A 25,635-nucleotide genomic window follows, 5' to 3' on the forward strand; every position below is an offset into this window, starting at 1 on the left:
ACCTCCGTGCCCAACATCCTGCTCACCGGCATCACCAGCTGCGAGAGCCGAGGAGTCGAGGCCCTCGCCCGTTCCCTGGCCACCGCGCTGGCCCCCACGCCGGACACCACGGTCACCGTCCTCACCCAGACCCCCGACCTGGACGCCGAGGCCCTGGCCGGCAGCGGAGCCGACTGCACCGCAGACCCGTTCGTCCTCTCCCGCTCCTGGGCAACCCTGCGACCGGTCGAAACCGAGCCGCACCGACGTGAGCGCGCCTCGCGCCTGCTCCAGCACGCGGACCTGGTCCTCGCTACCGGCGGCGACCTGCACACCTCCGACTACGGCGTCTCCACCTCCTACCTCGCCGTGCTCGACCGGGCCCAGCAGCTCGGCATCCCCACCGCGATGGTCGGCCAGTCCGTCGGCCCGCTCACCGACCCCGCCGAACAGGCCGCGTTCACCGCCACCGCCCAGCGGCTCGACCTGCTGACCGTCCGCGAGAGCACCACCCTGTCCTACCTCACCGAGCAGCTCGGCCTGCCCGCCGACAAGGTCCAGCTCTCCGCCGACCCCGCTTTCCTCCTCCAGCCCTCCGCGCCGGACCGCGCCCAGCAGTTACTCACTGACGCCGGCCTCGACACCGGGCAGGAGTACGTGTGCCTGGCGCCGAGCCGGGGCGTCACCCGCTACAGCCCGATCACCGACACCGAGCACCTCGACGCGCTGACCCGCCTCGCCGACACCCTGTGGCGCGTACGCTGCCGGCCCCTGGTCCTCGTCCCGCACTGCCACGACTCCCGCGAGCACAACGACGACCGCCTCCTGGCCCGGCAGATCGCAGCCCGCCTACCCGGTGTGCCGGTGCACGTCCTGGACGCCGACGGCACCGGAGCCAGCGACTACAAGGCCGTCCTCGGCGGGGCGGAACTGGTGATCTCCGAGCGCCTGCACGCCTCGATCGGTGCCCTGTCCAGCGGCACCCCCGCCGTCGCCCTCGGCCACAGCCCGAAGTTCCACGGCGTCCTCGCCGACACGTACGGTCCCGCCGTCCCGGCCGGCGACGTCCACCGTGACATCGCCGAGTTCACCGCCGACCCTGCCGCCGCCGAGCACCTCGCCCGCCTGGACACCGAGAAGCTCCGCGACCACCTCGCCACCCGGCTCCCCGCCGCGGTAGCGCTCGCCACGGCGGACATCGCCCGGGTACACGCACTCCTCAACTCCTGACCCTCCCAACCCGATCGGAGAACAGCATGGCCCTGCACCTGGTCACCGGCGGAGCCGGATTCATCGGTTCCCACCTCGCCGACCGGCTCCTGGCCGCCGGACACGAGGTCGTCGTCCTGGACAACCTCGAAGGCGGCAAGAAGGAGAACGTCCCCGCCGGTGCGACCCTCGTCACCGGGTCGATCGCCGACCGCGCCGTGGTGGACGACCTCTTCGCCGACCACGCCTTCGACAGCGTCTTCCACCTGGCCGCGTTCGCCGCCGAGGGCATCAGCCACGCAGTCAAGGCCCACAACTACGAGGTCAACGTCCTCGGCAGCACCCACCTGATCAACGCCGCCCTGCGCACCAAGGTCCGGTACTTCTCCTACGCCTCCTCCGTCGCCGTCTACGGCACCGGCCGCGTCCCGATGTGCGAGGACGACCACCCGCAGCCCGTCGACAGCTACGGCAACGCCAAGCTCACCATCGAGCGCGAACTCGCCATCACCGCACAGATGCAGGGCCTGCCGTTCACGGCGCTGCGGATGCACAACGTCTACGGCGAGCGGCAGAACATGGGCGACCCCCTGCGCAACGCGGTGGCGATCTTCCTCAACCAGATCATGCGCGGCGAGCCGATCACCGTGTACGGCGACGGCAGCCAGCGGCGCTCCTTCACCTACGTGCACGACATCGTCGGCTGCTTCCTCGACGCCGCCGAGACCCCCCGGCACTGGAACCGGGTGATCAACGTCGGCAGCCAGCAGCCCTGCACCGTCCTGGAGATGGCCCACGCGGTCCGCGAGGCGATGGGCGTCCCCGACCACCCGATCCGCCACCTGGACACCCGCGAGGAGGTCCACGCCGCCTACACCAGCAGCGAACTCGCCCGGATGCTGCTCGGCGGCTGGGAGGACACCCCGCTGGCCGCCGGCCTCGACGCCACCGCCGCCTGGGCCAAGGGCCACGGCCCCGTCACCCCGCGCAGCACGCTCACCCTCGAAACCGGCCCCGACACCCAGCCCGAGTGGTACGCCACCGCCACCTCCCGGACGGACGCCCCGTGACCAAGCCCGCCAAGCCCGCCAAGCCCGCCAAGGCCACCGCCGCCCCGGCCGTCGAGACCATCGCTACCGACGTCGGCGGCGTCCTCTACTACGACGAGCCCTTCGAACTCGCCTGGCTCCAAGGCGTCCTGGAGCTGGCCGGAGAAGCCGACCCGACCCTGACCATCGAGCACTTCACCGCCGAGATGCGCCGCTTCTACCTCCAGCGGGCCAGCGCCACCGCCAACCCCGGCCTCTACAGCCCGGCCGGCACGCACGCCTGGACCAGCGTCCGCCGCCGCTGGGCCGACCTCGCGCAGCTGGTCCCCGGAGCCGTCGCCGCCCTCGCCGCCCTCGCCGAACACTGGCCGGTGTGCGTGGTCGCCAACCAGCCCCCCGAGTGCGAGGAGGTCCTACGCGCCAGCGGCACCACCGAGCACCTGGCACTCGTCGCCCTCGACACCACCGTGGGCATCGCCAAGCCCGACCCCGGCCTCCTCGGCTGGGCCATCGAACAGCTCGGCTGGAACCCGGCCACCACCCTCATGGTCGGCGACCGGCCCGACCACGACGCCGCCCCCGCCCAGCGCCTCGGCGCCCACGCCGCTCTCGTCACCCCGCCCACCGGCTGGAGCGCCCCGCCCGGCACCGACCCGACGCTGGTCGCCGCCTACCGGGAGGTGCGGGCCGAACGCCTGGAGGTCCGCCGGCACCCCGCCGCAGACCACAGCCTGCACGCCCGTGACCTCGCCGACCTGGCCACCCTGCTCACCGACAGCGCCCCGGCCCGGCACCGCCAGGCGGTGGCCCGGTGACTGTCCCCCTCACCGTGGCGGTGTGCAGCAACCGGCTGGGCCTGCTCCCGGCCGCCCTCGACCGGCTGACCGGTCTCCTCGGCCCGGACGACCACCTCGTGGTCGTCGTGGACACCGCTGCGGACGCCACCACCCAACGGCGACTCGCCCAGGCTGCCGACCCGCGACGCACCGTCTTCTTCAACGGGGCCACCATCGGCCTGTCCTACAGCCGCAACCTCGCCCTGAAAGAGGCCCCCACCCGGCACGTCGTATTCGTGGACGACGACATCGTCCCCACCACCGCCGCCATCGAGCACCTGCGATCCACGCTCGCCGACGGAGCGCACGTGGCCGGCACCCGGATCACCGCCGACCTCCAGGGACGCCGAACCCCGTGGTGGCTCACCGCCGGGCAGCTGCACTACCTCGGCTCCCACCACCCCGACCTGCCCGCCAGCATCTGGGGCGGCTACTTCGCCCTCGACCGCGACCACGCCCGCCTGCTCGGGCTGGACTTCGACAGCCGCCTGGGCCGCGTAGGCAACAACCTGGCCTCCGCCGAAGACACCACGCTCGTACGCCGGCTCACCGCCCTTGGCGCGACCACCGCAGTCCTCCACGACACCCAGGTCCGCCACCTGATCCCCGCCCACCGTCTCCGCCCCGGCTACCTCCTGCGCCGCGCCTACTGGCAGGGCCGCAGCGAAGTCCGCCGCCGCACCGCGCGCGCCGGCCTGCACAAGGAGTGGAGACGCAACCGCTCCGGCGGCCCCGGTACGCGACCCGCCGTGCTCGCCCTCCTGTACACCGCCGCCGTGCTGACCGGCATCGGCCGCGAACTCCTCGAACCGGCCCGGAGTCACTCGTGAAGATCGCCATGCTCAACCCGCCCCACCGGTACGGGCAGGACACCACCCAGTGGATCTCCGTCCCGCCACAGGGCTACGGCGGCATCCAGTGGGTGGTCGCCACCCTCATCGACGGACTCCTGGCCGACGGGTGCGAGATCCTCCTCGTCGGCGCCCCCGGCACCGCCCCCCGGTCGGGTGTGACCGTATCGAACGCCACCACCTACGACACCACCCTGGAAGCGCTGCGCGCGTTCGACCCGGACGTGGTGCACGACCACACCAACGGCCAACTGCTGCCCGCCGAACCCGACTGGCCCGCAGTCCGCACCCACCACCTCAACGGTGTGCCCGAGCACCGGGTAAACGGCGTCTACCTCTCCCACGCCCAGCGCCGAGCCGCCGGGTCTGCGGACGCGCCGATCATCCGGCTGCCGGTCAACCCCGACCGCTACACCTACCGGGAGAAGAAGGACGACTTCCTGCTGTTCCTCGGCCGGGTCTCCGTCCACAAGGGCGCGCGGGATGCCGCCGCCTTCGCCCAAGCCGCCGGCCTCCCGCTGAAACTCGCCGGACCGGCATGGGAGCCGGATTACCTTCACGGCATCCTCGCCGACTACCCCGGCACGGAGTACATCGGAGAGGTCGGAGGTAGCCGCCGCACCAGCCTGCTCGCCGGTGCGGCGGCCCTGCTTGCCCTCTCGCAGCCGTTCGGCGGCCCCTTCGGAGGCGAGTGGATCGAGCCCGGGGCCACCGTCGTCGCCGAGGCCGCCGTCAGTGGCACCCCGGTCATCGCCACCGACAACGGCTGCTTGGGCGAGATCGCTCCGCACGTCGGCATCGCCCTACCGGTTGAGCAGACACCGACTGCGGAGGAGGCCGCCAAGATTCTGGCCGGCCTTCCGGCCCCGGAGTACCTCCGCGCCACCGCGGTCGACCGCTGGGGCCACCACGTGGTCGCCGCGAAGTACCAGGAGGTCTACCGCCGCGCCATCGCGGGCGGCACCTGGACCTGAGCTGAGATCAGCGCGAACGCTGCCCGGCCGCGATCCGCTGCCGGGCAGCCTCGTACAGGACCGCGGTCGTAGCGTTCGAGGCGTTCAGTGAACTGGCCGCCCCCGTCATCGGGATGCTCACCGTGAAGTCGCACAGCTCCCGCCACGCGCTGGACAGCCCGGTCGTCTCGTTGCCCACCAGCAGCAGCACCGGCTGAGTCAGGTCGAAGTCGAAGACATCGGCGTCGCCCTTCTCGTCCGTGCCCACCAGGACCAGGGGGCGACCGGCGGCTCGCTGCTGCTCCACCCAGGCCATCACCTCGTTCGGCCCCGGCACGCGGACGGACGGCAGCGAGAACAGGCTGCCCGTGGTTGCCCGCACGGCCTTCGGATCGTAGACGTCGGCTGCGTGACCTGAAACGATCATCCCGTGCGCGCCGAAGGCGTCAGCCGACCGAATGATGCTCCCGATGTTGCCCGGCGTGGTCGGCCGGTCGAAGAGGACCCCGAGGAAGTCACCTCCGACCTCGATCCGGCCGAGGTCGTCCGCCGGCAATCCGACCACCGCGATCACCTCGGGCACGCCCTCGGTCTTCTCGCCCAGCTCCGCCAGCAGTTCGGGCGCCATCACGATCCGCTCAGCCCGGGTCGTCCGCAGCAACTCCTGCGCCCAGCTCGACAACTTCCGCCGCTCGTCGTAGAGCAGCGCGTGGATCGGCCAGCCGTACTCCACGGCCAGCGAGATCGGCCGAACACCCTGGACCAGGAACTCGCCGAGCTGGTTGCGCTTCTTCCGGTTGGTGAGCAGCGCCTCCCACAGCTGGAACCGGGCGTTGCGGGAGGTGATTCGCTGGATCGCTGGCACCTGTCCTCCAAGATGAGCCGACTACCTCGATGCGTTCCGACCACGGCGGAGTCCGCACCAGCGCAGTCTGAAACCCTACACCGGCAGCGGGCCCCAGCCGGGAGGGCTGACTGGCGGTCCTGATCACCGGATCGAGCGCGTCCTCCTGGCGCTGGCGAGGACCTGGCCGTCAGGGCCGGGGCCGTGGTCTGCGTGCCGCCAGCGGTTGGGGCCGGCCCGGACCGTGCTATGTGCAGTACAAAGATCAATTAAGGCGCCGAAGGGTCAAGATTCGATCTTGGTATATGGGTAGTGGTGCTATCGCCTGTGGGTGACATTCGCTACATGCCTGCCCGCGCGTACCACATATTCCGCCTTGTACGATCGTTTGTGGATGAGATGTGCGGGAGGCTGTCGCACACGGAAAGTAATGGCTCCCGGCTGCTAGCGCCTTGCGTAGGAGCATCAGGGTGGGGCTGGCAGTGAACTGGAGCGAGTATGCATTGGCGTGGGGATCCGTCGCAGCGTGCCCTTGTCAAGCAGTGTGAGAGGCTGCTCGCCGATCTTCCTATTCCTACTCCTTTCAGTGCCGAGGCATTGGTGCGGAACATGGAGACCGCGTTGGGTCGCCAGATTCGGCTATTGCCGCTGGATGACCCTGACGGAGGCTTGGGTACAGCTTGCGGTCTTAGGGTAAAAACGCCAGAGTTCACGGTCATTCTCTATCGCCGTCGTTCAAGTCGAAATAACACCGAGCATGTAATTCTCCATGAGCTTGCGCATGAATGGCTGGATCATGGGACCTCGCTGACACCTGCCGAGATCGAGCGGTACGTCCCCAAGCGAGTTCGCCAAGAGGTCCTGAAGCGTTTTCCATTGGCTCTGGTTCAGGGGCGTGTGGACTTTGGCAGCCTCGAGGAAAAGCAGGCCGAGATTTCGGCATCGTTGATAAAGCGTCTGGCGCGGCGCCAAGCTTTCACCGGGGACGACATGGTCAGCCTGCTGGAGTCCTCGCTTGTGCACCCGGTGGCTCCGCCAAGGCGCCGACGCTAATCGTAGTTGGATGGCTCTTATAGACGTGAAATTTCCCGACGACTTCCGTCGAGCAAACATTCTCCCTACCGGTAATTAAGGTCGTAGTGGTCGCCTTTTAGGGTGACAAAGCGCGCGGCCTGCGCAGATAGTCATTGGTTAGATGTTCCATTACTTTCAATACCTGACTGCGGCAGTGATGACTGTCATCGTAGTGTGGAGATTTCCCGCTGTTCGCTACGGTGACTCCCACCGCAGGGCGCTCTGGGGCGGGTATGCCGGATTCGCCGTAGCCCTGTGGCTCTATACGCCAGCAGTAATGAATGCGATGGATCATGTTCCCGTGGTGGATCTGAGCGCCCTACTCAGACACTTCGCCAGCACGGCAGCGATCATCGCGGCCCTGACCTACGTCGCCACCAGCTACGGGAAGAGCTCGGCGGCGGTCGTGCCCCGTCACGTGGCCGTCTCCCGCTGGATCGCCCGCGCGTCCTACAAGGCCGGCGCGGTAGGCGTCATTCTGCTCACGGTTCTCTTTTTCACCGTGGTGGACCGTCGCAGGCCGAGTGAGAATTTCCTCATCGACCACGCCGGACAGTGGGGTGTCGCGGTCTACATGACCGTTTTCTATTTCTTCCCGCTTGTCACGACTGCTATCTGCGGATATCAGTGGACGCGGGCAGCGCGCCAGGCCGAGTGCGCGAGTATGCGTATCGGGCTGAGCTTGATGGGCATCTCGATGTGGATGGGGCTGGCTCATACGTTGGCCCGTATCGCCATCCTTTGGTCTGCGGTGGCCTTCCCTATAGGCCCCTCCATGGTGCAGCTGCTCGTAGACGCCACGTCGCTGTGGATGGACCTGCTGTTCCTGATCGTTGCTGTAGGCGCGAGTATTCCCACAACTCGTGCGGCGGCGGCCCAGTGGAACAATTGGCGCACCCTCTACAGGATTTATCCCATCTGGTTCGACCTGGTGGAGGCTTTTCCGGGGACGAGTCTGTACCCACCCGGGCGGCGCCTTTCGGAGCTCGTGCAAATTCGCGTCCCCAATGATGTCCGGCTCGACAGATGGACCCAGGATATTGCTGACGCCTGCGAAAAGCTGCGCTATTATGCGCCGCGAGATCTGATGTTCGCGGCGGAGGATTTCACCGCTTCGCGCCCCGACCCCGAGCCAGCAGCAGAGGCGTACTGGGTTAAGGCCGCGCTCCTCGCTGCTGAGACCGCCCCGCCCAGCCAGAGGGCCACCGCCCCTCTGAGAGAGAAGCCGTTCGTCGATACCGACAGTGAGGCGGCGTGGCTAGCGCGAGTCAGTGCGGTCTACTCGGGAACCACCGCAGAGCAGGCGCGAGATCTTCTTGTGCACTCCGCGGCGATGGAAGGCGAACCGGTAGATAGCCTGTAATCGGCCTCGTGTGCCAATTCTCGGACGCCCGGTCCGTGTGGAACAATCGCAATGGCGATCTTGAATGGTCATTTGGCAAGTGAGATTCAGCACCATCCGTTTTATGGACTGGGCTGGTACCGTGGGTGATGTGGACTCATAGGTCTTGCCTGTCCCGTAAGCGCACCCGGGGCTGTGACGCACAGCCACTGTTGCCGCTCTCTGTGCGGCTGGGTGCGTGACGCCGTCCGATCTGGATGCGCGTACGAAATCTCAGCAATGGAGTTTCCGCATGTCCAACCGCACCGGCCTCATCCTCGACTTTGGAGGCGTGCTCACCACCCCGCTCCTGCCCGCAGTGCTGGCGTTCGAGCAGCGCGAGGGGCTCCCGCAGGGTGCCTGTCTCACGGCTCTGTACAAGGACGAGACTGGCGTCCGGATCACCAGCGACCTGGAGCGCGGCGCGGTGAGCCAGACTGAGTGGAACGAGTTCGCCGGCAAGATGCTGGGCGTGTCCCCCGACAACTTGATGGGCAGGATCTTCGGTGACCTTCGCCCTGAGCCCCTGCTGATCAACGCGGCTGCCGCAGCGCGGCGAGCCGGCATCAAGGTGGGCATCCTGTCCAACAGCGTGGGTCTCGCTCCGTGGGACCTGTACGACGGTTACGACCTTGAGCGCCTGTACGACGTCGTGGTGATCTCCGAGAACCACCTGATGCGCAAGCCCGACCCGGCGCTCTTCGAGGCCACGCTCAAGCTCATGGATCTGCCGGCCGATCAGTGCATCTTCGTCGATGACACCGAGGCGTATGTTGGGGCAGCAGAGCAGCTTGGGCTCGCGGGGGTTCACAACCAGGACCCGAAGCAGACGGTGGCCACTCTCTCCGAGCTGCTCGGTGTGGACCTCGCCGCGTAACAGGCCGGAGTCGATACCTCGGTGTAGCAAGGGCGCGACCTTGGAGCCCCGAGGACATGAACACCGAAAGGGGCTGAGTCCCCGCCCCCGATAAGGGGCGGGGACTCAGCCCCTTTTGCTGTTGCCAGCATGGCCTGGCGGTGACAGTTCGTTCCGGCCCGCTTGAAGCGCGGTCGCCCGTCGGCAGCAGCCATGCACCGACGCCTGTGGAGCGGAACCCACTCCGGGAGTAGGCCGGCGAAGACGAATTGGCGACGCCGTCACTCCCCGTCCGGCGCCTCTGGCAGCTTGTGTCTCAGTTCCCCAACGAGGGCGTTGATGGCGGCCATCATCTCGGCTGACAGGCCCTCGCTGTTGCCGCGGGCAGCCAGCCCGAGGATCTGCCCTTCGTGGATCGTGCCGAGGAAGCGGAGCGATTCCAGGAACTCGCGTGCCGCCGGGACGAGGACGGCGTCGTCCTGGAAGACGGCGGAGTCGACCTGGAGCGCCTCGGCAAGGCCCGAGCGCACTACGTCGGAGGCATCGGTGGTGGCACCCGCGCGAAGGCCCGCGATGTCGTTGGTCGTGACGACCGTCACGCCCGCGTGATCATTGACGGCCCGCGCGATCTCCTCGTCGGAAGGTGCCTGCTGGCCCGCATACCCGTATTGCAAAAGGTAGTTGATCTTTTCCCCGACCGTGCGGGGTGCGGACTCCTGGCTGCCGCGAGAAGTCTTCGGCGGCACGCCGAACGAGCAGTCCTGCGCCTCCAGCAGCTCCTCCTCGGTCACCCCGTACGCCGCTGCGAGCGGCTGCACGTAGGCATCGCTGAGCCTGCGCCGACCAGCCTCGGCGTTACTCACCGGTGCCCGGCTCGCGTTGATGGCTTCGGCGGCCTGCGTCACGCTGAGGCCGGCGTCGCATCTCAGTAGCTGCAGGTCCGGTGGACCGTCGTGGGGGAAGAGGACATCGAGCGGCTGCCCCAGGGCCGCCGCAATCCCGGGGAGCTTCTCCCCCTTGGGGAAGTCCTGGCCGGTCTCCCACCGCGCGACAGTGGGGGCACTGACGCCCACCGCGTCTCCCAGCTCCTTCTGGCCGAGCTCCATGCCCCGCCGGACAGTGCGGATGCGACTGCCGTCGAACTGACGTGGGGGCACATGAACTCCTGCTGGGCGGCGACCGGGGCGGTGTGTGAGACCACTCTAATCCAGGCTTGATACATCCGCGCAAGTAACGTACGTTCCTGTATCGCACCTGGTGGTCGGAGCCCGACTCTCCGTGGTGCCAGTCCCTGGAAGACCCCTATCGTGCGGCGTCGTGGCCATTTGCGCAACGTGCCGCGGGGTCCGGTACCCAGTCGGTGTCGACTGGCCGTGGGGGCATCAGCCCCCGCTACCAGCCGTCGCGAACCCTGTGTGCCCCGTAGCGGGTTACCGGGTGGACTTGCCACAGGTGTCTACGTATGTTCGTCGTCCGCCGCCGGGCAGCGACCCGGGGAAGAGACAGACCAACGAGGGGGTGGGGCCAATGCGAGCGCACGGTCCCTGACACGTCTCGCCAACGAGAACCGGCGCCCGGGAGCTACCAACTCCCAAGCGCCGGGCCGGCACCCCGAAGGGGCCGATTCACTACCACGCAGCGGCGGGACTTCTTTGCACGAGATACCGCCGCGCGCTCCTACGAACAACGGAGTATCGCATGCTTGCCATGCCGAGCGGAACCCTCGCCTGCCCAGACGCCGCTGACCGCCACCGCCGCCTCGCCGTCCAGCTCGCAGACCTGATCCCCGGGGCCACCATCCTGCAGGTCAGTCTCGCCCACCCCGAGCGGCAGTGGCCGCACCCCCACGCTCGGGCCGCAGACTCGGCCGGGACGCGGATCACGCTGACCCGCACCAAGGCCAACATCGCCGCCAGGTGGGTCCTGCGCACCTGGCCGGACGCCGACTGGACCCGGCCGCACACCCTGGACCTCGCCACCGGGCAACTCGTCGTCGGCGACCTCGACGCCACCCGCCGGAGCCGCTGATATGTCGCGGATCCGACCGGTCAAGCCGGAGGCTTACACCTCCGAGACGCTCGCCGAGCTGACCATCTACGCCGAGCGCACCTTCTTCGGCCTGGCCACCGAGTGCGACGACCGTGGTCGCCACAAGGACCACGCCGCCATCATCTACGGCAAGCTCTGGGTCGTGCGCGCCGACCAGGCCCCCGTCGATGTCGAGGACCACCTCATGCAGATGGAGCGGTCGGGCCTGATCCACCGGTACACCGGCTGCGACGGCAAGCGGTACCTCCACTACATCACGTGGGACCGCCACCAGAAGATCGACAAGCCGTCCCTCAGCCGTCTCCCCGCCTGCCCGCACTGCGCGCCGGAGCGGTGCGGCCCGTGCAAGGGCCCCTGCACCAAGCGCACCTCCTCGACCGACGGTCAGCTCGTCCTCGCGTCGGCCGTGCTGAATCCTCCCCGAGACCTCGCCGATAACTCGGCGAACACCCGGGGAGCCCTCGCGCAGCCCGCAGAGCACCTCCCGGCAGCTCCCGTGCCCGCGCAGTCCGTCCCTGACGCCCTTCCCGACACCCTGCTCGGCAACGAGCCGGATCACACTCGGCCCGCCAGAAAATCTGCAGGTCAGGGCGCTGCGGTCAAGAATTCGCCGAAGTCTCCCCGAAACCTCCCGGAGCCCTCGGCGCCTGGATCCAGGATCTTGGATCCTGGATCGTCTTCACCTACGGGGCGGCCAGCGCCCGGGGCCGACACCGTCTCGGCCAACCAGCTCGTCGGCGAGTACGTGGCCTCCTGCCCCCAGCGTCCGCCGGGCAGCGTGCTCGGCCACCTCGGCAAGGTCGTCAAGACCCTGCTGGACGAGGGCATCGACCCCGATCACGTGCGGGCCGGGCTGCGGCGGTTTGCCGAGATCCAGGGCCACCCGTCCCGGCTGCCGAGCCTGGTGAACGACGCCATGAACGCACGAAACGCCGGTTTGGCCCGGCCGGGATCCCGGCCTAACCTGCCCGCTCACCAGGCGTGGACCAACCCGGTCGACGCCCACGCCGCCTACGCCGAGGAGCTGTGATGCGCACCTACCGCGACCCGCAGACCCTCGCCGACGGCCCGTCGGTCCTCGACCGGATGGCCCGGATCCTCGCCGCCCGGGGCATCGACCGCGCCACGGTCGACGCCGTCCCGGACGAGCCGGAGCCGTTCTCGCCTGAGCAGGCACTGTCCGCCGGGATGCCGCTGCGGTACCGCGACGCGGTGGCCGACCACCCGCTTGTCCTGGCCTGGACCCGGCAGGTGGCCACCCAGGCCGTCGCGCCCAGCGCCGGTGCACGCCGCCAGGTCACCACCGGCCCCAGCCTCCTGCTGGCCGGGGTGACCGGCGCGGGCAAGACGCACCAGGCGTACGGCGCGGTCCGGGTGCTGGTCGAAGCCGGCATCGGCGTGCGCTGGCGCGCCACCACCGCCGCCGACCTGTACGCCGGGCTGCGGCCCAGCTCCGACACCGACGCCGAGCGGGTGCTCGCCGCCTACAGCCGAGTGCCGCTGCTGATCCTCGACGACCTCGGGGCAGCCAAGACGAGCGAGTTCGTCGAAGAGCAGACGTACCGGCTGGTCAACCGCCGGTACAACGCGATGCTCCCGACCCTGATCACGACGAACCTGCGGATCAGGGACCTCAAGGCGTACCTCGGCGACCGGGTCACCTCCCGGCTCGCCGAGATGACCACCCGGGTCGAGTTCGAGCCGGTCGACCGCAGACGCCTCCAGCGCGCCGCCTGAGCCCGCCACCCCGGCCGCGCCCCCGAGCGCGCCGCCTCGCCCTTCACCGACCCAGTGCACCTCTCCGCCGACGCCGACCTGCGCGCGGAGAGCGATCGGAGCAACCCCGCATGACCACCACGACCACTCCCGAGCGCTACCGCTCGCTCGGCGACCACACCTGGCAGGACCAGGCCGTCTGCCACCCGAGCGAGTACAACCCCGTCGACCCCGACGTGTTCTTCCCCGGGCCGGACGAGACCGCCAAGATCGCCACCGCGCTGTCGCTGTGCGGCCAGTGCCCGGTCCGCCTCGCCTGCCTCGACGCCGCCCTCGAAGGCGGAGAAACCCACGGGATCCGGGGCGGACTGACCGAGGAAGAGCGCGAGACCCTGCACGAGAAGATCGCCAAGCGCCTCGACTACGGCAGGGTCAACGCCACCATCGCCGGTCGGGACATCCACCTCACCTCGGCCGAGCGCCGGGCAGTCGTCCTCGCCGGATACCGGCAGGGCGTCAGCGTCGAGCGCCTGGCGATGCTGCTGAAGATCAGCGAGGACCACGCTCTGAAGTTGTACCGCGAGACCAGCCGCAAGATCCGCAACCGGGAACTCCAGCAGGAGGCACGTGGCGGCAGCGCGGCAGCGGCCGGCACCAGCCTGCGGGCCGACGACTTCGGGACGGCGGCATGAGCACCGCCGCCGCCACCCCCACCACCGCGCACGTCACGGGCTGGGACCGGACCGTCGTCATCGCCCTGGGCGCCGCCGGGTGCGCGCTGTCCTACGACGCGCTGCAACAGATGGCGTCGGCCGTCCACGTCCGAGGCTTCCTGACCTACGTCTTCCCGATCATCGTCGACGGTTTCATCGCCTACAGCATCCGGGCGCTGCTGGTCATGCGCGACGCTCCGCTGCGTGCCCGCGCCTACGTGTGGCTGCTCTTCGGAGCAGCCACCGGGACGAGCCTGTGGGCGAACGCGCTGCACGCGGTCAGGCTGAACCAGCAGAGCACCGCTACCGGCCTGCGGCTGGGCGACTCGGTGGTCGCCGTGCTGTCCACCATCGCGCCGCTCGCCCTGGCCGGGGCCGTCCACCTCTACATCCTCCTCGCCCGCGGACCGGTCAGCCCGTCCGGCCGACCGGGCCGAACCCACCGAAATGCCGAGGGTGACCTCGGTCAGACCGATGCCGTCGCCGCACCGACCGAGCCGGTGACCGAACTGACCGGAATCGCGGACAACGCCCTGGCGGCCACCGGCCACCTCGGCCGGTCGGTCAGCGCGGTCACCGGCTCGCCGGTCACTGACCGGGCGGTCCGGTCGGAGCTGACCGTGGCCGGGCCGGTCACGGTGACCGAGGCGGTTGACCTGGGCGGTCAGCCGGACGGCGGCCGGTCGGTCAGCGCGGTCACCGGCTCGCCGGTCACTGACCGGGCGGTCCGGTCGGAGCTGACCGTGGCCGGGCCGGTCACGGTGACCGAGGCGGTTGACCTGGGCGGTCAGCCGGACGGCGGCCGGTCGGTCAGCGCGGTCACCGGCTCGCCGGTCACTGACCGGGCGGTCCGGTCGGAGCTGACCGTGGCCGGGCCGGTCACGGTGACCGAGGCGGTTGACCTGGGCGGTCAGCCGGACGGCGGCCGGTCGGTCAGCGCGGTCACCGGCTCGCCGGTCACTGACCGGGCGGTCCGGTCGGAGCTGACCGTGGCCGGGCCGGTCACGGTGACCGACGCCACCAACCCGGAGGTCAGCCCGGTCACCACGACACCGGTCACAGACCGGACGGTCGCTGACCGCTCGGACGACCGGGACACCGAGGAGCTGCTGGAGATCGCGAACAAGGCTGTGCAAGAGGCGAACAACCGGCTGACCCGCCAGATAGTCGCCCAGGCGATACGCGGCTCCAACCGCACGCTGTCCAGCGACACGCTGACCCAGCTGATGGCCCAGCTCCGCGAGCAGCAGCGCCAGAACCAGCTCGCCGCCGCCAACCGGGACTGACCGCGACTGACCGGCCGGGGTGACCGACGAATCACCCCGGCCGGTCACCCCCCACCCCGACACAGAACCGTCCACCGAACCGGAGCCCCAGCCATGCGCACCACCCCCACCACCTGGACCGAGGTGGACTCCTGGCTGACCGTCCTGCACCAGCGCGGTCACCTCCACCGCGTAGAAACCGGCACGGACGGCACCCGGACTGTCCAACGTCGCCGGCACTCCCGCCCCTGGACCCTCCACCATCCCGTCTTGGCCATCGACTGGATCGAGGACCTCGTCCGCGACGTCCAGCAGCGAGACACGGAGGCGAGCCGGTGACCGCCCCCGACCAGGACGGCACCACCCTGGCACCGGTCAGTGACCGTGATCAGGCTCCTGGCGGAGCAAGTTATGGGGTAAGGAGTCCTTACCCCGCCTCCGCCCCGAACGGGGCGGAGGCTCCCCGCTCGGTGGCAGACCCAGGGGGGCCTGCCACCGAGCGGGGAGTCGGCCCAGGGGTGCCGACCACAGAAGAGGAGGAACCGCTGCACGTAGCGAGCTCCGAGACCGCCCGCCGACGCTCCCGCCAGAGCGTGCCGCGCACCAACCGTGTCTGCCCCCGATTCAGCGACGCCGAGTGGGCGCTCCTTCAGCAAGCAGCCCAACAAGCCGAACTCGCCCCCGGCGGCTACACGGCCGCCGCCGTCATCGCCGCCGCCACCAGCAACGACCCGACCGCCGCCGTCGCCGACTACCGGCGCGGCATCCAGGAACTCATGGAGTCCAACCGCCAGCTCGGCGCGGTCGGCAACAACCTGAACCAACTCGCCCACTACGTCAACGCCGGCGGCCAGCCGGGTGCCGGCCTTCAGCAACTGCTGGCCCGCGTCGGAGCCTCCATCGACGCAGTCGACGAGGCGGTGGCCTGGATGGTCCGCCGGTGATCCCCAAGATCCGCATCGGCACCGACCGCAGCTTCCCCCTCGTCAACTACCTCTTCGGCCCCGGCAAGGCCAACGAGCACACCGATCAGCACCTCGTCGCCTCCTGGAACGACTTCGCACCTGACCCGGGCCCCAACCCCGAACGACACCAGGTCGCCAAACTCGCCGATCAGCTCGACCAGCCGGTGAAGGCCCTCGGCGACCGCGCACCAGCCAAGAAGATCTGGCACTGCTCCCTCCGCACCGCCCCCGAGGACCGCCACCTCGACGACGCCGAGTGGGCCGCCATCGCCCGCCGCATCGTCCACGCCACCGGCATCGCCCCAGAAGGCGACACCGCCGCGTGCCGCTGGGTCGCCGTCCGCCACGCACCCGACCACATCCACATCGCCGCCACCCTGGTGCGCCAGGACGGCCGCCTCGCGAACCTCAGCTTCGACCGGCCCAAAGCTCAGGCCGAGGCCCGCCTTATAGAGAAGGACTACGGCCTGCGTCAGCTCACCCCCGGCGACGGCACCGCCGCCCAGACCCCCACCAGCCAGGAACGGTGGAAGGCCGAGCGCACCGGCCGCACCGAGATCCCTCGCGAAACCCTCCGCGAAGCCGTACGCCAGGCCGTCGCCGGAGCCGCCACCGAGGACGAGTTCTTCACCCGCCTGCGCGAGGCGGGCCTTCGCGTGAAGCTCCGGCACGCGCCGTCCGGCGACGTCCTCGGCTACAACGTCGCCCTCCCCGGCGACCGGAACGCCAGCGCGGAGCCGATCTGGTTCTCCGGGTCCAAGCTCGGCCCCGACCTCTCGCTGCCCCGGATCCGCCGCCGCCTGACCGACGGCCCCACCCACGGCGAGCCGCCGCGTTCCCGCACCAGCCGCAACGGCCCGTCAGCACCCGCCCGGAGCAGGCGGGATGCCGCCGGAATCGCCGAGCGCGCCACGGCCGTCCTCAACGAAGACGACGACGAGGCCGCTGCCCAGCTCGTCGGCGCCGGAGAACTCCTCGACGCGCTCGCCCAGACCTCCCCGGCCGCCAGCCGGGCCGCACTGCGGGACGCCGCCCGGACGTTCGAGCGAGCCACCCGCTCCCACGTCCGAGCGGAGAACGCCGACATCAGGGCCCTGCGATCGGCCGCCCGCGGAATAGTCAACGCCGGCGGGGCGCTGGGTCGTGGAGAGGACGGCGGTGCCACCGCCATGGTGCTCTCCACCCTCGTCCTGCTCACGCTGGCCGCTGCCCGCTGGCACTCCGCCCGAGGGCACGCCCAGCAGGCAGCAGCCTCCCGTCAGGCCGCCGACCACCTCCGCGCCGCCTACCAGCAGACCGCCACCACCCCCATGCGGGCGATGCGAGAGAAGGGCCAGGCATTGCCCGAGCCCGAACGGCGTCGTCACGAAGCCACCATCCGAGCCGCCCTTGGCGAACCGGAGAGTCGCAATGGCACAGACCGCCGGTACGACGCTCTTGCCGCGACCCTCGCCGAAGCCGAGAAGGCCGGCCACGATCCGAAGGCCCTGCTGGAGGAAGCCACCTCCTGGCGGGAACTCGACACCGCTCGCAACACCGACGACGTGCTGGTCTGGCGAATCCGACGCATCGCCGACCTGCCCTCGATCCCCAGCTCCTCCGACAAGCCGAAGACCGGTGCCAGCCAGGAAAGGCCGGTAGCCGGCCGCTCGAACACCCGCGCGGCCAAGCCTGCACCCGCCCACCCGGCCGCCGACCCCCGACGTCCGGCCCCCCGGCGCTGACCAGTCGGCCCGGCGGACACCCTCCGTCCGCCGGGCCGGCGCCCAGAAACCCCTCGACACCCACTTCCACCGGGTGTTAGGGAAGAACCTGTACTGCGAACGGAGAGCCAACCCGTGCCCAGAACCGCCGAACAGCCCGCCACCACCGTCCCGACCGCGACCGTCGCTCAGCCGGCGGCCGGCGACCCCCTGCGTCAACTGGAGTACGAGACAGCGCCGCCCAGCGGGCCAGACGCGATCCGCGGAGCGCAGTGCCCCCACGAGCTGGCCCTGCGCGGCATGCCGGTGGTCTGCTCCGGCTGCCGGGCTCGGCGCGACTGGCTGCTCATCAACCACCGCCGCAACGTCTGGGTCCGCTGCCGCTGCGGCCACCAGTGGCTGGAACCCGAGATCACCCGCAAGGACTTCGACGCGATGCTCACGGACCCGAGCTGGACGTACTACCCCGCCCTCGCCCAGGGCCAGATCGCCCTCGGGTTCGACGGCACGTTTGCAGGGCTCTACGTCGAGTAGGGCAGAGCGAAGGGGACCGCCACCAGGCCGGTGGCGGTCCCCTTTTGCAGCGGAGGCGATCAGCGCTCGATGTCGGGCGTGCTGCCGGACATTGGCAGGCTGCCGTTTCGGCTCAGCCGGTGGAAGCTGAGCCGGACGGCGGCCGGGCGCAGGGCAAGCTCGACGGCCAGAGCGTCGGCATCGAGGGCGGGCTCCCGTCGGAGCCGCTCGAGGACGAGCTGGTCGGTCCTGGCGTCACCTGCTCGCGCAGTCCAGTACGCGGCGAGGGCGGCTCCGCCCAGGACGGCCAGGCCGAGGGCGCACATCGCGTAGGAGGCGGAGAGCGCCGCGACGATCGCGGTGGCTGAACCGAGAACGGCGAGGAGGCCGTACGCCACAAGGGCGTACGGCCGAGGTCGGGACGGGCGGTCGGTCATGAGGTTGAGTGGTCCTTTCAGACCGGGCCGCAGCCGTTGTCAGCTGCGGTGGGTCGACTTGGGCAGTTCTCCCCGGAAGTCGCAGCCAGGGCACTCGTCCTCCCCCTGGATGTGACCTTCGTACCAGCCATGCACGGCGGCGTGCAGGATCGCCTCCTCGATGGTGGCCTCGCCCGTCCGCACCGAGGCGACCGCGTTGGCGACGACCAGCTGGAGCACGGCGGAGTCCGGAGACGGGAACGGCGGGGAGGGCATCGAAGAGGCGCTCATGGGTGGAGAGCGTAGAGCTTGACGGGTTAGCTGGCAGCCGGGTCGGCGGTCTCGGTGGCCAGGTCGCTGCGGTAGCCCTGGCCCCGCGGTTTCCAGGCGGCGAAGGTCGCGGGCTTCCAGCGCGGGCGGTCCGTGATGCTCTCGTCGTCGGGTGAGGGTAGGGCCCCTCGGCTCTTGCGGCTGCGGGCGGCGCCGACACTGATCCCGAGGTGCGCGGCGACCTCGGCGTAGCCCCAGAGCTGCTGGTCGTCGGCCATGGTGTTCCTCCTCGGTGTCCCGGTGACGAGGGTACGCGGGATGGGCGGGCGTACGGCAAGGCCGCCCTGCCGGTGGCGGGGCGGCCTGCTACGGGGGCCGGTCAGAGTTCGGCGAGCCGGTTGGAGAGGTTGAGAGCGGCGGTGGCGACGGCGAGGGCCGAGCACAGGCCGGTGACCTCGCGGACGGTGGGGCGAACGAGGTGCGGCCAGTCGTCGGGGGCGGCGTGCCAGGAGCCGAGGTGGACCTCGGTGGTGGCCAGGCCGAGGCGGGCGGTGACGTCCCAGCCCGCGCAGCTGGCCTCCTCCCACCGCAGGCTGATCCGGCCGAGGGGAAGACGGGGAGCATCGGCGGGCAGCCACAGGACGCCGATCGGGTGGATGGGGTTGGTGGGTGCGCTGCGGACGAGGGCGCCGCGGACTCCGGCCGGCATCGGCCGGAGGGCGAGGCTGTCGAGCGGGTGGGCGGTTCTGGGGACGTTGCGAGAGGTGATGCGGTCCTCCTGGCTCGGTGCTGGTCGGGGGTGGTCAGGCCCAGGCGAGGTGGTTGCTGACGGCGTGCGGGAGGTAGCCGTCCTGGCCGTCCTCGCCGATGTAGGCGATGCCGTCGTGGACGACGACGTCGGTGCCGACGTAGTGGGCGAACGGGAAGTCGGGGTTCACGGCGAGGCGGATCCGCAGGTTCGGGTCGAGGTTCTGGAGCTGGGCGAGCAGGTCGCGGACGGTGAAGTACTGGGGCATGGCGGGTCTCCAGGCAGATCGAGGGGCGACGGTGGGCGTGGGGGGTGAGCTGGTGGCGGTCACGGGAGGTCGAGTCGGAGCAGGCTGCGCAGGACGGCCGGTCCGGTCGGGGCGGGCGGGGTGTGGGTGGCGAGGTGCCGCTTGCGGGATTCGTTGACGTAGCCCTTGGCGGAGCCCTTGAACTCCCAGGCGCCGCACGTGCAGATGGCCTGGGAGTAGCTGCGGCCGGGGCAGTCGGGATGCAGCGGCTTGCCCGAGCTGGTGTGCCTGTGCTCCGGCGGGCAGACGGAGTTGTCGGGGTGGTGGTTGGTCAGCGGTGCGCGGTGGGCGGCCATCAGGTCCTCTCGGTCGGTGGTGCGGTTCGGCGGGCAGCAGCCAGACGGCGGCGGGGCTGGATCAGGACGAGGTCGGCGGCGGGCCACGGGTCGCAGGTGTCCCACGGGTGGCCGGTGGTGAGGACGACGGTGCCGTCGGGGCCGTGGACCTCGGGGAGACCGCAGACGCCGCAGCCGCACGTCGGGTCGTACGGGCTTGGCCGGGCACGGTAGGGGCCGGAGGCGAAGTAGCTGCTCCGTGGAAGCCGTGCGGGCTCGGCAGGGTCGAAGGCGGAGACGATCAGGTCTCCGGCGCGAACCTGGTCGGCCCGGACGATCCGCAGGCTGTCGCTGGGGATGATGAGGCGGCTCGCGCGGTGCTCGGTGGTCGCGGTGACCACCACCGGGTGGAAGTCGGCGTGGTGGGTGTGCGTTGCTCGCTCCTTGGCAGTTGGTGGTCTCCCCCTGGGCCGTGGGACCGGGGCGGTCCTGGTCAGTGATTCAGTCGGCGAGACGGTAGGAGCGCATCGGCAGGGACTCGCCCTCGGCCTCCTGGACCACGAGGCCGTCGGCGGTCAGGCGGTCGAGCGATCTGGCGACCGTGCGGTCGGGCAGGTTCAGCGCGTTGCCGATCTGGCGGACGCGGGCACCGTCGGACGCCTTGGCGAGGTGCACGACGACCTTCCGGTCGCGCCGCAGGCCCAGCTCGTGGACGTCGTCGAAGGTCAGCAGCAGACCGCTCGTGGTCAGGGCAAGGCTGAGGATGAACGCGGTGGAGTCCGGCTGGACAGAGAAGGCATTGAGCGTGCCGAGCGCGGCGATGGCCGGTCCGGGGATTCGGGTGACGTCGATGCTGAGCTTCACGCGGAGGCCCTTTCGGTGGTTGCGGTATGCCCGAAGACGGGAGCTGCTGGTGACGGCCGAGGGAGGATCCGGCGGCTGGGCGGATGCCCGGCGGGGGCCGGGCATCCGGGCGGTGCAGTGTCTTGCTGGTGGTGTGGCTCAGCTGGCCAGGACGAGGGAGGCGCTGGTGACGTCGGCCGTGGTGTCGAGACCGACGGCGAGCGGCCCGGACGTGGCGCTGGCCTGGTGGTCGGCGAGCCAGCGGGCGACCGAGTCGGCGCAGGCACTGCAGTCGTCCTCGAAGGAGAGGCTGCCATCGCCGACGTAGACGTCCACGACGTCGTCCTCGTCGGGGTCGAAGGGCGATGTCGCCGCTGGGTAGAAGCAGGCGAGCCAGGCGTGGTGGTCCTCGGCGGGGCGCGCGATCTGGCCGTCGTCGTCGGTGATCAGGAGTTCGCCGCCGGGTACGAGCAGGGACAGGGCGAAGTAGCCCCCACCAGTGTGGACAGGCTCGAAGGCGAGGCCGCGCTGCCGGAGAGTCTGGTAGATCGCGCGTCCGGCGACCGGGCTCTCGCTGACGGGCAGTTTGTCGGTGAGAGCGGACTCGATGCTTCGAACGAAGGTCAACGCGGCTTCTCCTGGGGCTGGTTGGATGCTACGAGTGGGGGAGGTCAGCGGGCGTGGGTGGCGATGAGTGCGGTGAGGAACCCGGCGACGGCCTCGGCCGGGGTATCGATGCCGAACTCCTGGGTCCACGGCTCGGCGTCGGCCGGGCGGACCTGGACGCGCCAGACGATGCCCCGCTGCCAGGCACCCGGGTCTTCGGGCAGCCAGCCGACGTAGACGCGCCCGTCCGGGCTGGTGCAGTGCACGTTCGCCTCCGGGGTGTCGACGGTCGGCCAGCCGAGCCCGACGAGAAGCGCGAGCACGGGCTCCGCGCAGTGGTCGGAGGCGAGCCAGGAACGGTCCTCGACGGCGGGGCGGACGGTGGCGGGCAGGAGGCTGCTGGGCGCGTTCACGGGGGCTGGTCCCTTCGTTGACCTGCGGTTTCGGCGACATGAGAACTTTGACATGCGCCATGCCGAAGTTCGTAGTCATTTCCGGGATCAGTTCGGTCTGCCGTGGGCGAAGCGGCGGGAATGGATCGCCGGTGCCGGGTGCTGAAGGAGAGTTACGGCGCGCGGCCGTACACGGGCCCAGAGGGGGAGAACGGCAGTGGAGCCGAGCAGAGGCCGCGACATGGCGGCACTGGAGAACAAGATCCGCAGCGCGGGACGGCCGTGGACGATGGGCGACCTCGTGATGATCGCTGACGGCCAGTGGGCTGTGCCCACGGCGGACCGAGCCGGGCGGTCGAACGACCAGACGGTCCGAGCCCGGCTGCGGGACGGCCAGCGGGTCGAGCTGACTGTGGAGGAGCTGGCTCGCGCGGTGGGTGCCGCCGACCCCAGCACCCACCGCGACCGGGCCGAGGACTGACCTCGGGTCCTAACGGTGAGCCGCGGGAGCCGGCGCACGAGCGGCGGGTGCCTGCGGGGCGGGCCGGTCGGCGGGCAGTCCCAGCGGCCGGGAGGGCGCGGTGCGGGCGGTCGCGGCCCGGACCCGCTCGGCGTCCGGGCCACCGTCGGCCTTGAGCGCGTACTCGCGGGCTTCGACGAGGTGGATGATCGCACTCAGGGCGGTGTTGCTCTCGGCGTACGCGGTCCGCAGCGAGCTGGCCGCAGAGGTGATCCGGTCGAGGTCGTAGAAGGCCGGCACGTGGCCGGGCCGCGTGAGCGCGTGGAGGCGGTCCTGGTGCACGGCGGCGGAGTTGGAGACCACGGCAAGGTGGCTCCTGGTGTGCATGACGGCTCGGAGCAGGGGGTCCTCGACGGGCTGGCGGACCGATGCCTTCTCCAGTTCGGCGATCGGCCGGGCCCAGGCTTTCTCGATCAGGGCATCGGCATGGTCGAGGGCGGTCGGGTCGGACACGGTGTTCTCCAGTGGGGCTTGCGCGGTGGGAGCGAGTGAGGTGGCGGCATGGGCGGCCTGCTGTGCGGCGTAGAGCTGGACGGCGTGGTCGTTGGTACGGGCGCCCAGCTTCCGGCGGGCTCTGGCGGCGCGGCTGTGAAGGGTCGCGGCGTGGGTTCCCTGGCGCCGAGCGACTTCGGCGATGGTGTAGCCCTGCGTGAGGTAGCGCAGGAGGGTGGCCTCGGCGGGGCTGAGGGGTTGGTCGTGCAGGGGCTTGCTCAAGGTCGGCTCCTTCGGGGAGTTGCGGCGGTGCCCGCACCGACTGGAGCGGGAGGCGGGGTCGGTGGGGTCCGGCTGGTGGAGGAGGCGGAGGTCGAGCGGGAGGTGGCGGCGCTGATGCGCGCGAACTCCAGCGGGGTCGGTGTGGCCGGTGTTGCGGTGGCCCCGGCGGCGAGGTGCTCCAGGTCGATGCGCCGCATGGACCGGTGGACCGGCGCCGGGTCGCTGACGGCGGTGGTCAGCGCCTGGAGGAGGTGCTCGGGCAGGCGGGAGGAGGCCGTGGCGTACCAGACCTGGCCGGGCGCCCCGGCCTCGAACAGCCACCGTTCGGTGGCGCCGGTCATCTCGGCTTCGTGTTCCAGGGGCTTGTCCCGGACGTGGAGCCGGACGAAGCGGTCCGGCGACCGGTAGGTGAGGAACGGGGTGGTCGGGTCCAAGCTCCACTCGTCGGCGAGGAGCCCCAGGCACGTCTCGACGCCGACGGTTCGTCCGCCGTGGTCGAGGTAGGCGCTGGGGCCGCTGGCGTAGGCGTCGGCGAATGCGGTGGTGAAGTCCGCGACGACCTCGGGCGGGGCCTGGTAGTCGAAGGTGACCAGCCACTCCGGCGGCGCGAAGGCGTCCGGGCCCGCACTGATCTTCCACAACACCGGGCCGTCGGCCTCTGGAAGGTGTGCCAGGCGGGCGCGCAGGTCCGGTGAGGCGACGAAGGTGTTCCCCTCCTGATCACGGCTGCGAGCCCACCCGGCGTCGAGCAGCGGCTGGACGGCTTCGGAGCCGTCGGAGTCCGAGTTCGCGAGGTAGCGCGGGGCAATCCGGTAGTGGCGCGGCTGCTCGGGCGTGTTGGGCATGTCGGGTCCTCGCGCCGGGTCAGCGGGCACGGCCGGCGAGCGCGGGCACCGGGAGTGCCGCGGGCCGGGTCGTGGTGGAGTAGGCGAGCACCGAGGCGTTCGCGCTCGGTGCGGGGGCGGAGCGGGCGGTGGCCGCTCGGATGCGCGCGACCTCCAGCGGGCTCGGCGCGGTCGGCGTAGCGGTTGCCTGCGAGGGCAGGCTCGCCAGTTCCTGCTTGCGCAGGTACCGCTGGACCGGGGCCGGGTTGGTGACAGCGGTGGTGAGGGTGTCCAGGAGGTGGTCGGGGAGGTTGGTGGTGGCGGTGGCGTACCAGCGGTGGCTGGGCGGACCGACTTCGAACAGCCAGCGCTCTGTGTCGCCGGCCATCTCGGCCTCGGGGTCCAGGTAGCCGAGCCGCCGGTGGAGTGCCACGAGCCCGTCGGGCGAGCGGAAGACGGCCGTCGCCCGCTCGGCCTCCAGACGCCAGCCGTTCTCGCCGAGGAGACGGTCCGTCACGTCGAAGCCGCCGCCGGCACCTTCCCGCACGGAGTTCGGCGCCGCAGAGTAGGCAGAGGCCAGGGCAGTGGTGAATTCGCCGACGATCTCGGGTGGGGCGGACAGGTCGAGAGTGACCTGCCAGTCGGGCGGTGCAAAGGCGTCGGGGTGGGCGTTGATCATCCACAGGTCGCCGCGCTCGCTTTCGGGGAGGAACCCGGTGCGGATGGTGTGGTCGGGCGAGGCGACGAAGACGTTGCCCAGGTCGTCGCGGCTCAGGGCCCAGCCCGCGTCGAGCAGGGGGACCAGGCCGGGGTCGCCGGTGTGGGTGGAGTCGGCGAGGAAGCGGGGCGCGATCTGGTACTCGCGCGCCGGGGCGGTGATGTTCGGCATGGAAGAGGCCCCTGGGGTCAGCGGCGCCGCGCTGCGGGCGCGGGCCGGGAAGCGGGCGGTGTGGAAGGACCGGGCCAGGCCGGCGGCATCGGGCGGGTGAGGGTGCTCCGGGAAGGGCGCCGTACGGTCACGAGGGCCAGGTGGCGGGTCGGTATGTCGCCGACGAGCCGCTGCACGGGCGCCGTGTCGCTGAAGGCGCGGGCCGCGTGCACGAGCGGATAGAACGGCACGCCGATCGTGAAGTCCGCGCGCCACGACGGGTGTATCGGATCGCCGGCGAGCATGCTCCACGACGGCGGGGCAAGGCCGGCGACCTCGACGTCGTGGGACTGGTATCCGACGCGGTGCCGGTAGACGGCGGTGTGGTCCGGCGCGACCTGGTCGTGGAACCCCTTGGGAGCTTGGTCAGGCCGCCAGCCGCGGTCGGCCAGGACGGAGGCAGGGGTGTCGGGGTGGTACTGCCGGCCTCCGCGCAGGTAGTCGCGGTGCTGGGTTCGCAGGCCGTCGGCGAGGACGGTGACGAACGCGGCGGTGATCTCGGCGGGGGTGCCGGGGCCGAAGCTGGCCCGCCACAGGGGTTCGGAGCCGGGACTGGCGTACCCGCGTACGGTCCAGGCCCCGGGCTGGCCGGTGGGCCCTTCGCCGGTGAGGACGGCGGTTCGGCACGGGCTGGTGAGACGGGCGGCCCCGTCAGGCGCGTGGTCGCGGGACCAACCGTGGACATCTGCCAGCGGGGTTACGGCCAGCAGAGGGTCGCCGGGACCGGCAAGTCGAAGCGGCTGGACAAGTAGAGGGACTGTGGAGCGCACCGGTGGTTCCTTGCACTGGCGGGGAGCGGGCCCAGCCGCCGAACGAGTCGGCCCTACGGCGGCCGG

At 70.7% G+C, this 25,635-nt stretch carries 34 protein-coding genes; 18 read left to right on the forward strand and 16 right to left on the reverse strand.

What is annotated here, in order from left to right:
- The first annotated feature begins 6 nt into the window (after window positions 1–6).
- The 5 genes from BS80_RS22970 to BS80_RS22990 are packed head-to-tail and all read left to right on the forward strand — an operon-like array spanning window position 7 to window position 4,898.
- The gene (locus tag BS80_RS22970) at window positions 7–1,209 is read left to right on the forward strand and encodes a polysaccharide pyruvyl transferase family protein (RefSeq protein ID WP_035800179.1); all 1,203 of its coding nucleotides are present in this window, start codon (window positions 7–9) and stop codon (window positions 1,207–1,209) included.
- Window positions 1,210–1,235: 26 nt separating this feature from the next.
- Window positions 1,236–2,258, forward strand: a complete 1,023-nt coding sequence (locus BS80_RS22975; protein WP_035800182.1) for an NAD-dependent epimerase/dehydratase family protein — start codon at window positions 1,236–1,238, stop codon at window positions 2,256–2,258.
- Window positions 2,255–3,052 carry an HAD family hydrolase gene (locus BS80_RS22980; protein WP_157536510.1) on the forward strand — a complete coding sequence of 266 codons (798 nt, stop codon included), beginning with the start codon at window positions 2,255–2,257 and terminating at the stop codon, window positions 3,050–3,052. The genes BS80_RS22975 and BS80_RS22980 overlap by 4 nt, the downstream gene beginning before the upstream one ends.
- Window positions 3,049–3,903, forward strand: coding sequence for a glycosyltransferase family 2 protein (locus BS80_RS22985; protein WP_051966939.1), 855 nt, complete (start codon window positions 3,049–3,051; stop codon window positions 3,901–3,903). Before BS80_RS22980 ends, BS80_RS22985 begins: the two co-directional genes overlap by 4 nt.
- Window positions 3,900–4,898, forward strand: coding sequence for a glycosyltransferase family protein (locus tag BS80_RS22990; RefSeq protein WP_035800185.1), 999 nt, complete (start codon window positions 3,900–3,902; stop codon window positions 4,896–4,898). Before BS80_RS22985 ends, BS80_RS22990 begins: the two co-directional genes overlap by 4 nt.
- A gap of 7 nt (window positions 4,899–4,905) precedes the next feature.
- On the opposite strand, the gene BS80_RS22995 is transcribed toward BS80_RS22990, so the two are convergent.
- Window positions 4,906–5,742 (reverse strand): RNA methyltransferase, encoded by an 837-nt coding sequence (locus tag BS80_RS22995; protein ID WP_035800186.1) that lies wholly within the window; start codon window positions 5,740–5,742, stop codon window positions 4,906–4,908.
- A 588-nt stretch (window positions 5,743–6,330) separates the two neighbouring features.
- Here BS80_RS22995 and BS80_RS39595 point away from each other — a divergent pair.
- The 3 genes from BS80_RS39595 to BS80_RS23005 all read left to right on the forward strand — a co-directional run bounded on the left by BS80_RS39595 (window position 6,331) and on the right by BS80_RS23005 (window position 9,053).
- The gene (locus BS80_RS39595; RefSeq protein WP_232246579.1) at window positions 6,331–6,774 is read left to right on the forward strand and encodes a hypothetical protein; all 444 of its coding nucleotides are present in this window, start codon (window positions 6,331–6,333) and stop codon (window positions 6,772–6,774) included.
- A gap of 142 nt (window positions 6,775–6,916) precedes the next feature.
- Window positions 6,917–8,158 carry an MAB_1171c family putative transporter gene (locus BS80_RS23000; RefSeq protein WP_035800188.1) on the forward strand — a complete coding sequence of 414 codons (1,242 nt, stop codon included), beginning with the start codon at window positions 6,917–6,919 and terminating at the stop codon, window positions 8,156–8,158.
- A gap of 271 nt (window positions 8,159–8,429) precedes the next feature.
- Window positions 8,430–9,053, forward strand: coding sequence for an HAD-IA family hydrolase (locus tag BS80_RS23005; RefSeq protein ID WP_035800189.1), 624 nt, complete (start codon window positions 8,430–8,432; stop codon window positions 9,051–9,053).
- A 260-nt stretch (window positions 9,054–9,313) separates the two neighbouring features.
- On the opposite strand, the gene BS80_RS23010 is transcribed toward BS80_RS23005, so the two are convergent.
- Window positions 9,314–10,189, reverse strand: a complete 876-nt coding sequence (locus BS80_RS23010; protein ID WP_035800190.1) for a helix-turn-helix domain-containing protein — start codon at window positions 10,187–10,189, stop codon at window positions 9,314–9,316.
- Between the two features lie 541 nt (window positions 10,190–10,730).
- Here BS80_RS23010 and BS80_RS23015 point away from each other — a divergent pair.
- The 9 genes from BS80_RS23015 to BS80_RS23055 all read left to right on the forward strand — a co-directional run bounded on the left by BS80_RS23015 (window position 10,731) and on the right by BS80_RS23055 (window position 17,977).
- A complete protein-coding gene (locus BS80_RS23015; protein ID WP_035800192.1) occupies window positions 10,731–11,060 on the forward strand; it encodes a hypothetical protein in 330 nt (109 codons plus the stop codon).
- Between the two features lies 1 nt (window position 11,061).
- Window positions 11,062–12,111 (forward strand): RodZ family helix-turn-helix domain-containing protein, encoded by a 1,050-nt coding sequence (locus BS80_RS23020; protein ID WP_035800195.1) that lies wholly within the window; start codon window positions 11,062–11,064, stop codon window positions 12,109–12,111.
- Complete coding sequence (locus BS80_RS23025; RefSeq protein ID WP_035800196.1) at window positions 12,111–12,818, forward strand: ATP-binding protein; 708 nt, start codon at window positions 12,111–12,113, stop codon at window positions 12,816–12,818. Before BS80_RS23020 ends, BS80_RS23025 begins: the two co-directional genes overlap by 1 nt.
- 110 nt (window positions 12,819–12,928) lie before the next feature.
- Window positions 12,929–13,489: a WhiB family transcriptional regulator gene (locus BS80_RS23030; protein ID WP_035800198.1), complete on the forward strand. Its 561-nt coding sequence runs from the start codon at window positions 12,929–12,931 to the stop codon at window positions 13,487–13,489.
- Entirely contained in the window at window positions 13,486–14,796 is a 1,311-nt protein-coding gene (locus BS80_RS23035; protein WP_035800199.1) for a DUF2637 domain-containing protein, read from the forward strand. The genes BS80_RS23030 and BS80_RS23035 overlap by 4 nt, the downstream gene beginning before the upstream one ends.
- Before the next feature lie 93 nt (window positions 14,797–14,889).
- Window positions 14,890–15,114, forward strand: a complete 225-nt coding sequence (locus tag BS80_RS23040) for a hypothetical protein (protein WP_035800201.1) — start codon at window positions 14,890–14,892, stop codon at window positions 15,112–15,114.
- A gap of 179 nt (window positions 15,115–15,293) precedes the next feature.
- Window positions 15,294–15,719 (forward strand): MobC family plasmid mobilization relaxosome protein, encoded by a 426-nt coding sequence (locus BS80_RS23045; protein WP_063772035.1) that lies wholly within the window; start codon window positions 15,294–15,296, stop codon window positions 15,717–15,719.
- Window positions 15,716–17,464 carry a relaxase/mobilization nuclease domain-containing protein gene (locus BS80_RS23050; RefSeq protein ID WP_035800203.1) on the forward strand — a complete coding sequence of 583 codons (1,749 nt, stop codon included), beginning with the start codon at window positions 15,716–15,718 and terminating at the stop codon, window positions 17,462–17,464. The genes BS80_RS23045 and BS80_RS23050 overlap by 4 nt, the downstream gene beginning before the upstream one ends.
- Before the next feature lie 114 nt (window positions 17,465–17,578).
- Complete coding sequence (locus BS80_RS23055; RefSeq protein WP_035800205.1) at window positions 17,579–17,977, forward strand: hypothetical protein; 399 nt, start codon at window positions 17,579–17,581, stop codon at window positions 17,975–17,977.
- 59 nt (window positions 17,978–18,036) lie between these two features.
- On the opposite strand, the gene BS80_RS23060 is transcribed toward BS80_RS23055, so the two are convergent.
- From BS80_RS23060 to BS80_RS23105, 10 genes are all read right to left on the reverse strand, one after another.
- On the reverse strand, window positions 18,037–18,393 hold the full coding sequence (locus BS80_RS23060) for a hypothetical protein (protein WP_035800207.1): 357 nt from the start codon (window positions 18,391–18,393) through the stop codon (window positions 18,037–18,039).
- A 39-nt stretch (window positions 18,394–18,432) separates the two neighbouring features.
- Complete coding sequence (locus BS80_RS23065; protein ID WP_035800208.1) at window positions 18,433–18,663, reverse strand: hypothetical protein; 231 nt, start codon at window positions 18,661–18,663, stop codon at window positions 18,433–18,435.
- A gap of 26 nt (window positions 18,664–18,689) precedes the next feature.
- Window positions 18,690–18,920 carry a MarR family transcriptional regulator gene (locus tag BS80_RS23070; RefSeq protein ID WP_035800210.1) on the reverse strand — a complete coding sequence of 77 codons (231 nt, stop codon included), beginning with the start codon at window positions 18,918–18,920 and terminating at the stop codon, window positions 18,690–18,692.
- Between the two features lie 101 nt (window positions 18,921–19,021).
- Window positions 19,022–19,351, reverse strand: a complete 330-nt coding sequence (locus BS80_RS23075) for a hypothetical protein (protein ID WP_035800213.1) — start codon at window positions 19,349–19,351, stop codon at window positions 19,022–19,024.
- Window positions 19,352–19,445: 94 nt separating this feature from the next.
- The gene (locus BS80_RS23080) at window positions 19,446–19,658 is read right to left on the reverse strand and encodes a hypothetical protein (protein WP_035800215.1); all 213 of its coding nucleotides are present in this window, start codon (window positions 19,656–19,658) and stop codon (window positions 19,446–19,448) included.
- Between the two features lie 59 nt (window positions 19,659–19,717).
- A complete protein-coding gene (locus tag BS80_RS23085; protein WP_035800219.1) occupies window positions 19,718–19,993 on the reverse strand; it encodes a hypothetical protein in 276 nt (91 codons plus the stop codon).
- A complete protein-coding gene (locus BS80_RS23090; RefSeq protein WP_051966940.1) occupies window positions 19,993–20,376 on the reverse strand; it encodes a hypothetical protein in 384 nt (127 codons plus the stop codon). Before BS80_RS23090 ends, BS80_RS23085 begins: the two co-directional genes overlap by 1 nt.
- A 97-nt stretch (window positions 20,377–20,473) precedes the next feature.
- Window positions 20,474–20,836, reverse strand: a complete 363-nt coding sequence (locus tag BS80_RS23095) for a helix-turn-helix domain-containing protein (RefSeq protein ID WP_035800221.1) — start codon at window positions 20,834–20,836, stop codon at window positions 20,474–20,476.
- 138 nt (window positions 20,837–20,974) lie between these two features.
- Window positions 20,975–21,442, reverse strand: a complete 468-nt coding sequence (locus BS80_RS23100; protein ID WP_035800223.1) for a hypothetical protein — start codon at window positions 21,440–21,442, stop codon at window positions 20,975–20,977.
- A 44-nt stretch (window positions 21,443–21,486) separates the two neighbouring features.
- Complete coding sequence (locus BS80_RS23105; RefSeq protein WP_035800225.1) at window positions 21,487–21,834, reverse strand: DUF317 domain-containing protein; 348 nt, start codon at window positions 21,832–21,834, stop codon at window positions 21,487–21,489.
- Between the two features lie 196 nt (window positions 21,835–22,030).
- Between BS80_RS23105 and BS80_RS23110 the strand changes: the two genes are divergently transcribed.
- The gene (locus BS80_RS23110) at window positions 22,031–22,294 is read left to right on the forward strand and encodes a hypothetical protein (protein WP_232246581.1); all 264 of its coding nucleotides are present in this window, start codon (window positions 22,031–22,033) and stop codon (window positions 22,292–22,294) included.
- Window positions 22,295–22,303: 9 nt separating this feature from the next.
- Here BS80_RS23110 and BS80_RS39600 read toward each other — a convergent pair whose 3' ends face one another.
- The 4 genes from BS80_RS39600 to BS80_RS23130 are packed head-to-tail and all read right to left on the reverse strand — an operon-like array spanning window position 22,304 to window position 25,569.
- Window positions 22,304–23,047, reverse strand: a complete 744-nt coding sequence (locus BS80_RS39600; protein ID WP_157536512.1) for a helix-turn-helix domain-containing protein — start codon at window positions 23,045–23,047, stop codon at window positions 22,304–22,306.
- Window positions 23,044–23,892: a DUF317 domain-containing protein gene (locus tag BS80_RS23120; protein ID WP_035800229.1), complete on the reverse strand. Its 849-nt coding sequence runs from the start codon at window positions 23,890–23,892 to the stop codon at window positions 23,044–23,046. The genes BS80_RS39600 and BS80_RS23120 overlap by 4 nt, the downstream gene beginning before the upstream one ends.
- Before the next feature lie 19 nt (window positions 23,893–23,911).
- A complete protein-coding gene (locus BS80_RS23125; RefSeq protein WP_051966941.1) occupies window positions 23,912–24,760 on the reverse strand; it encodes a DUF317 domain-containing protein in 849 nt (282 codons plus the stop codon).
- 17 nt (window positions 24,761–24,777) lie between these two features.
- Window positions 24,778–25,569, reverse strand: coding sequence for a DUF317 domain-containing protein (locus tag BS80_RS23130; RefSeq protein WP_035800231.1), 792 nt, complete (start codon window positions 25,567–25,569; stop codon window positions 24,778–24,780).
- Between the last annotated feature and the right edge of the window lie 66 nt (window positions 25,570–25,635).

The sequence above is a fragment of the Kitasatospora mediocidica KCTC 9733 genome (genome assembly GCF_000744225.1).
Classification (GTDB): domain Bacteria; phylum Actinomycetota; class Actinomycetes; order Streptomycetales; family Streptomycetaceae; genus Kitasatospora; species Kitasatospora mediocidica.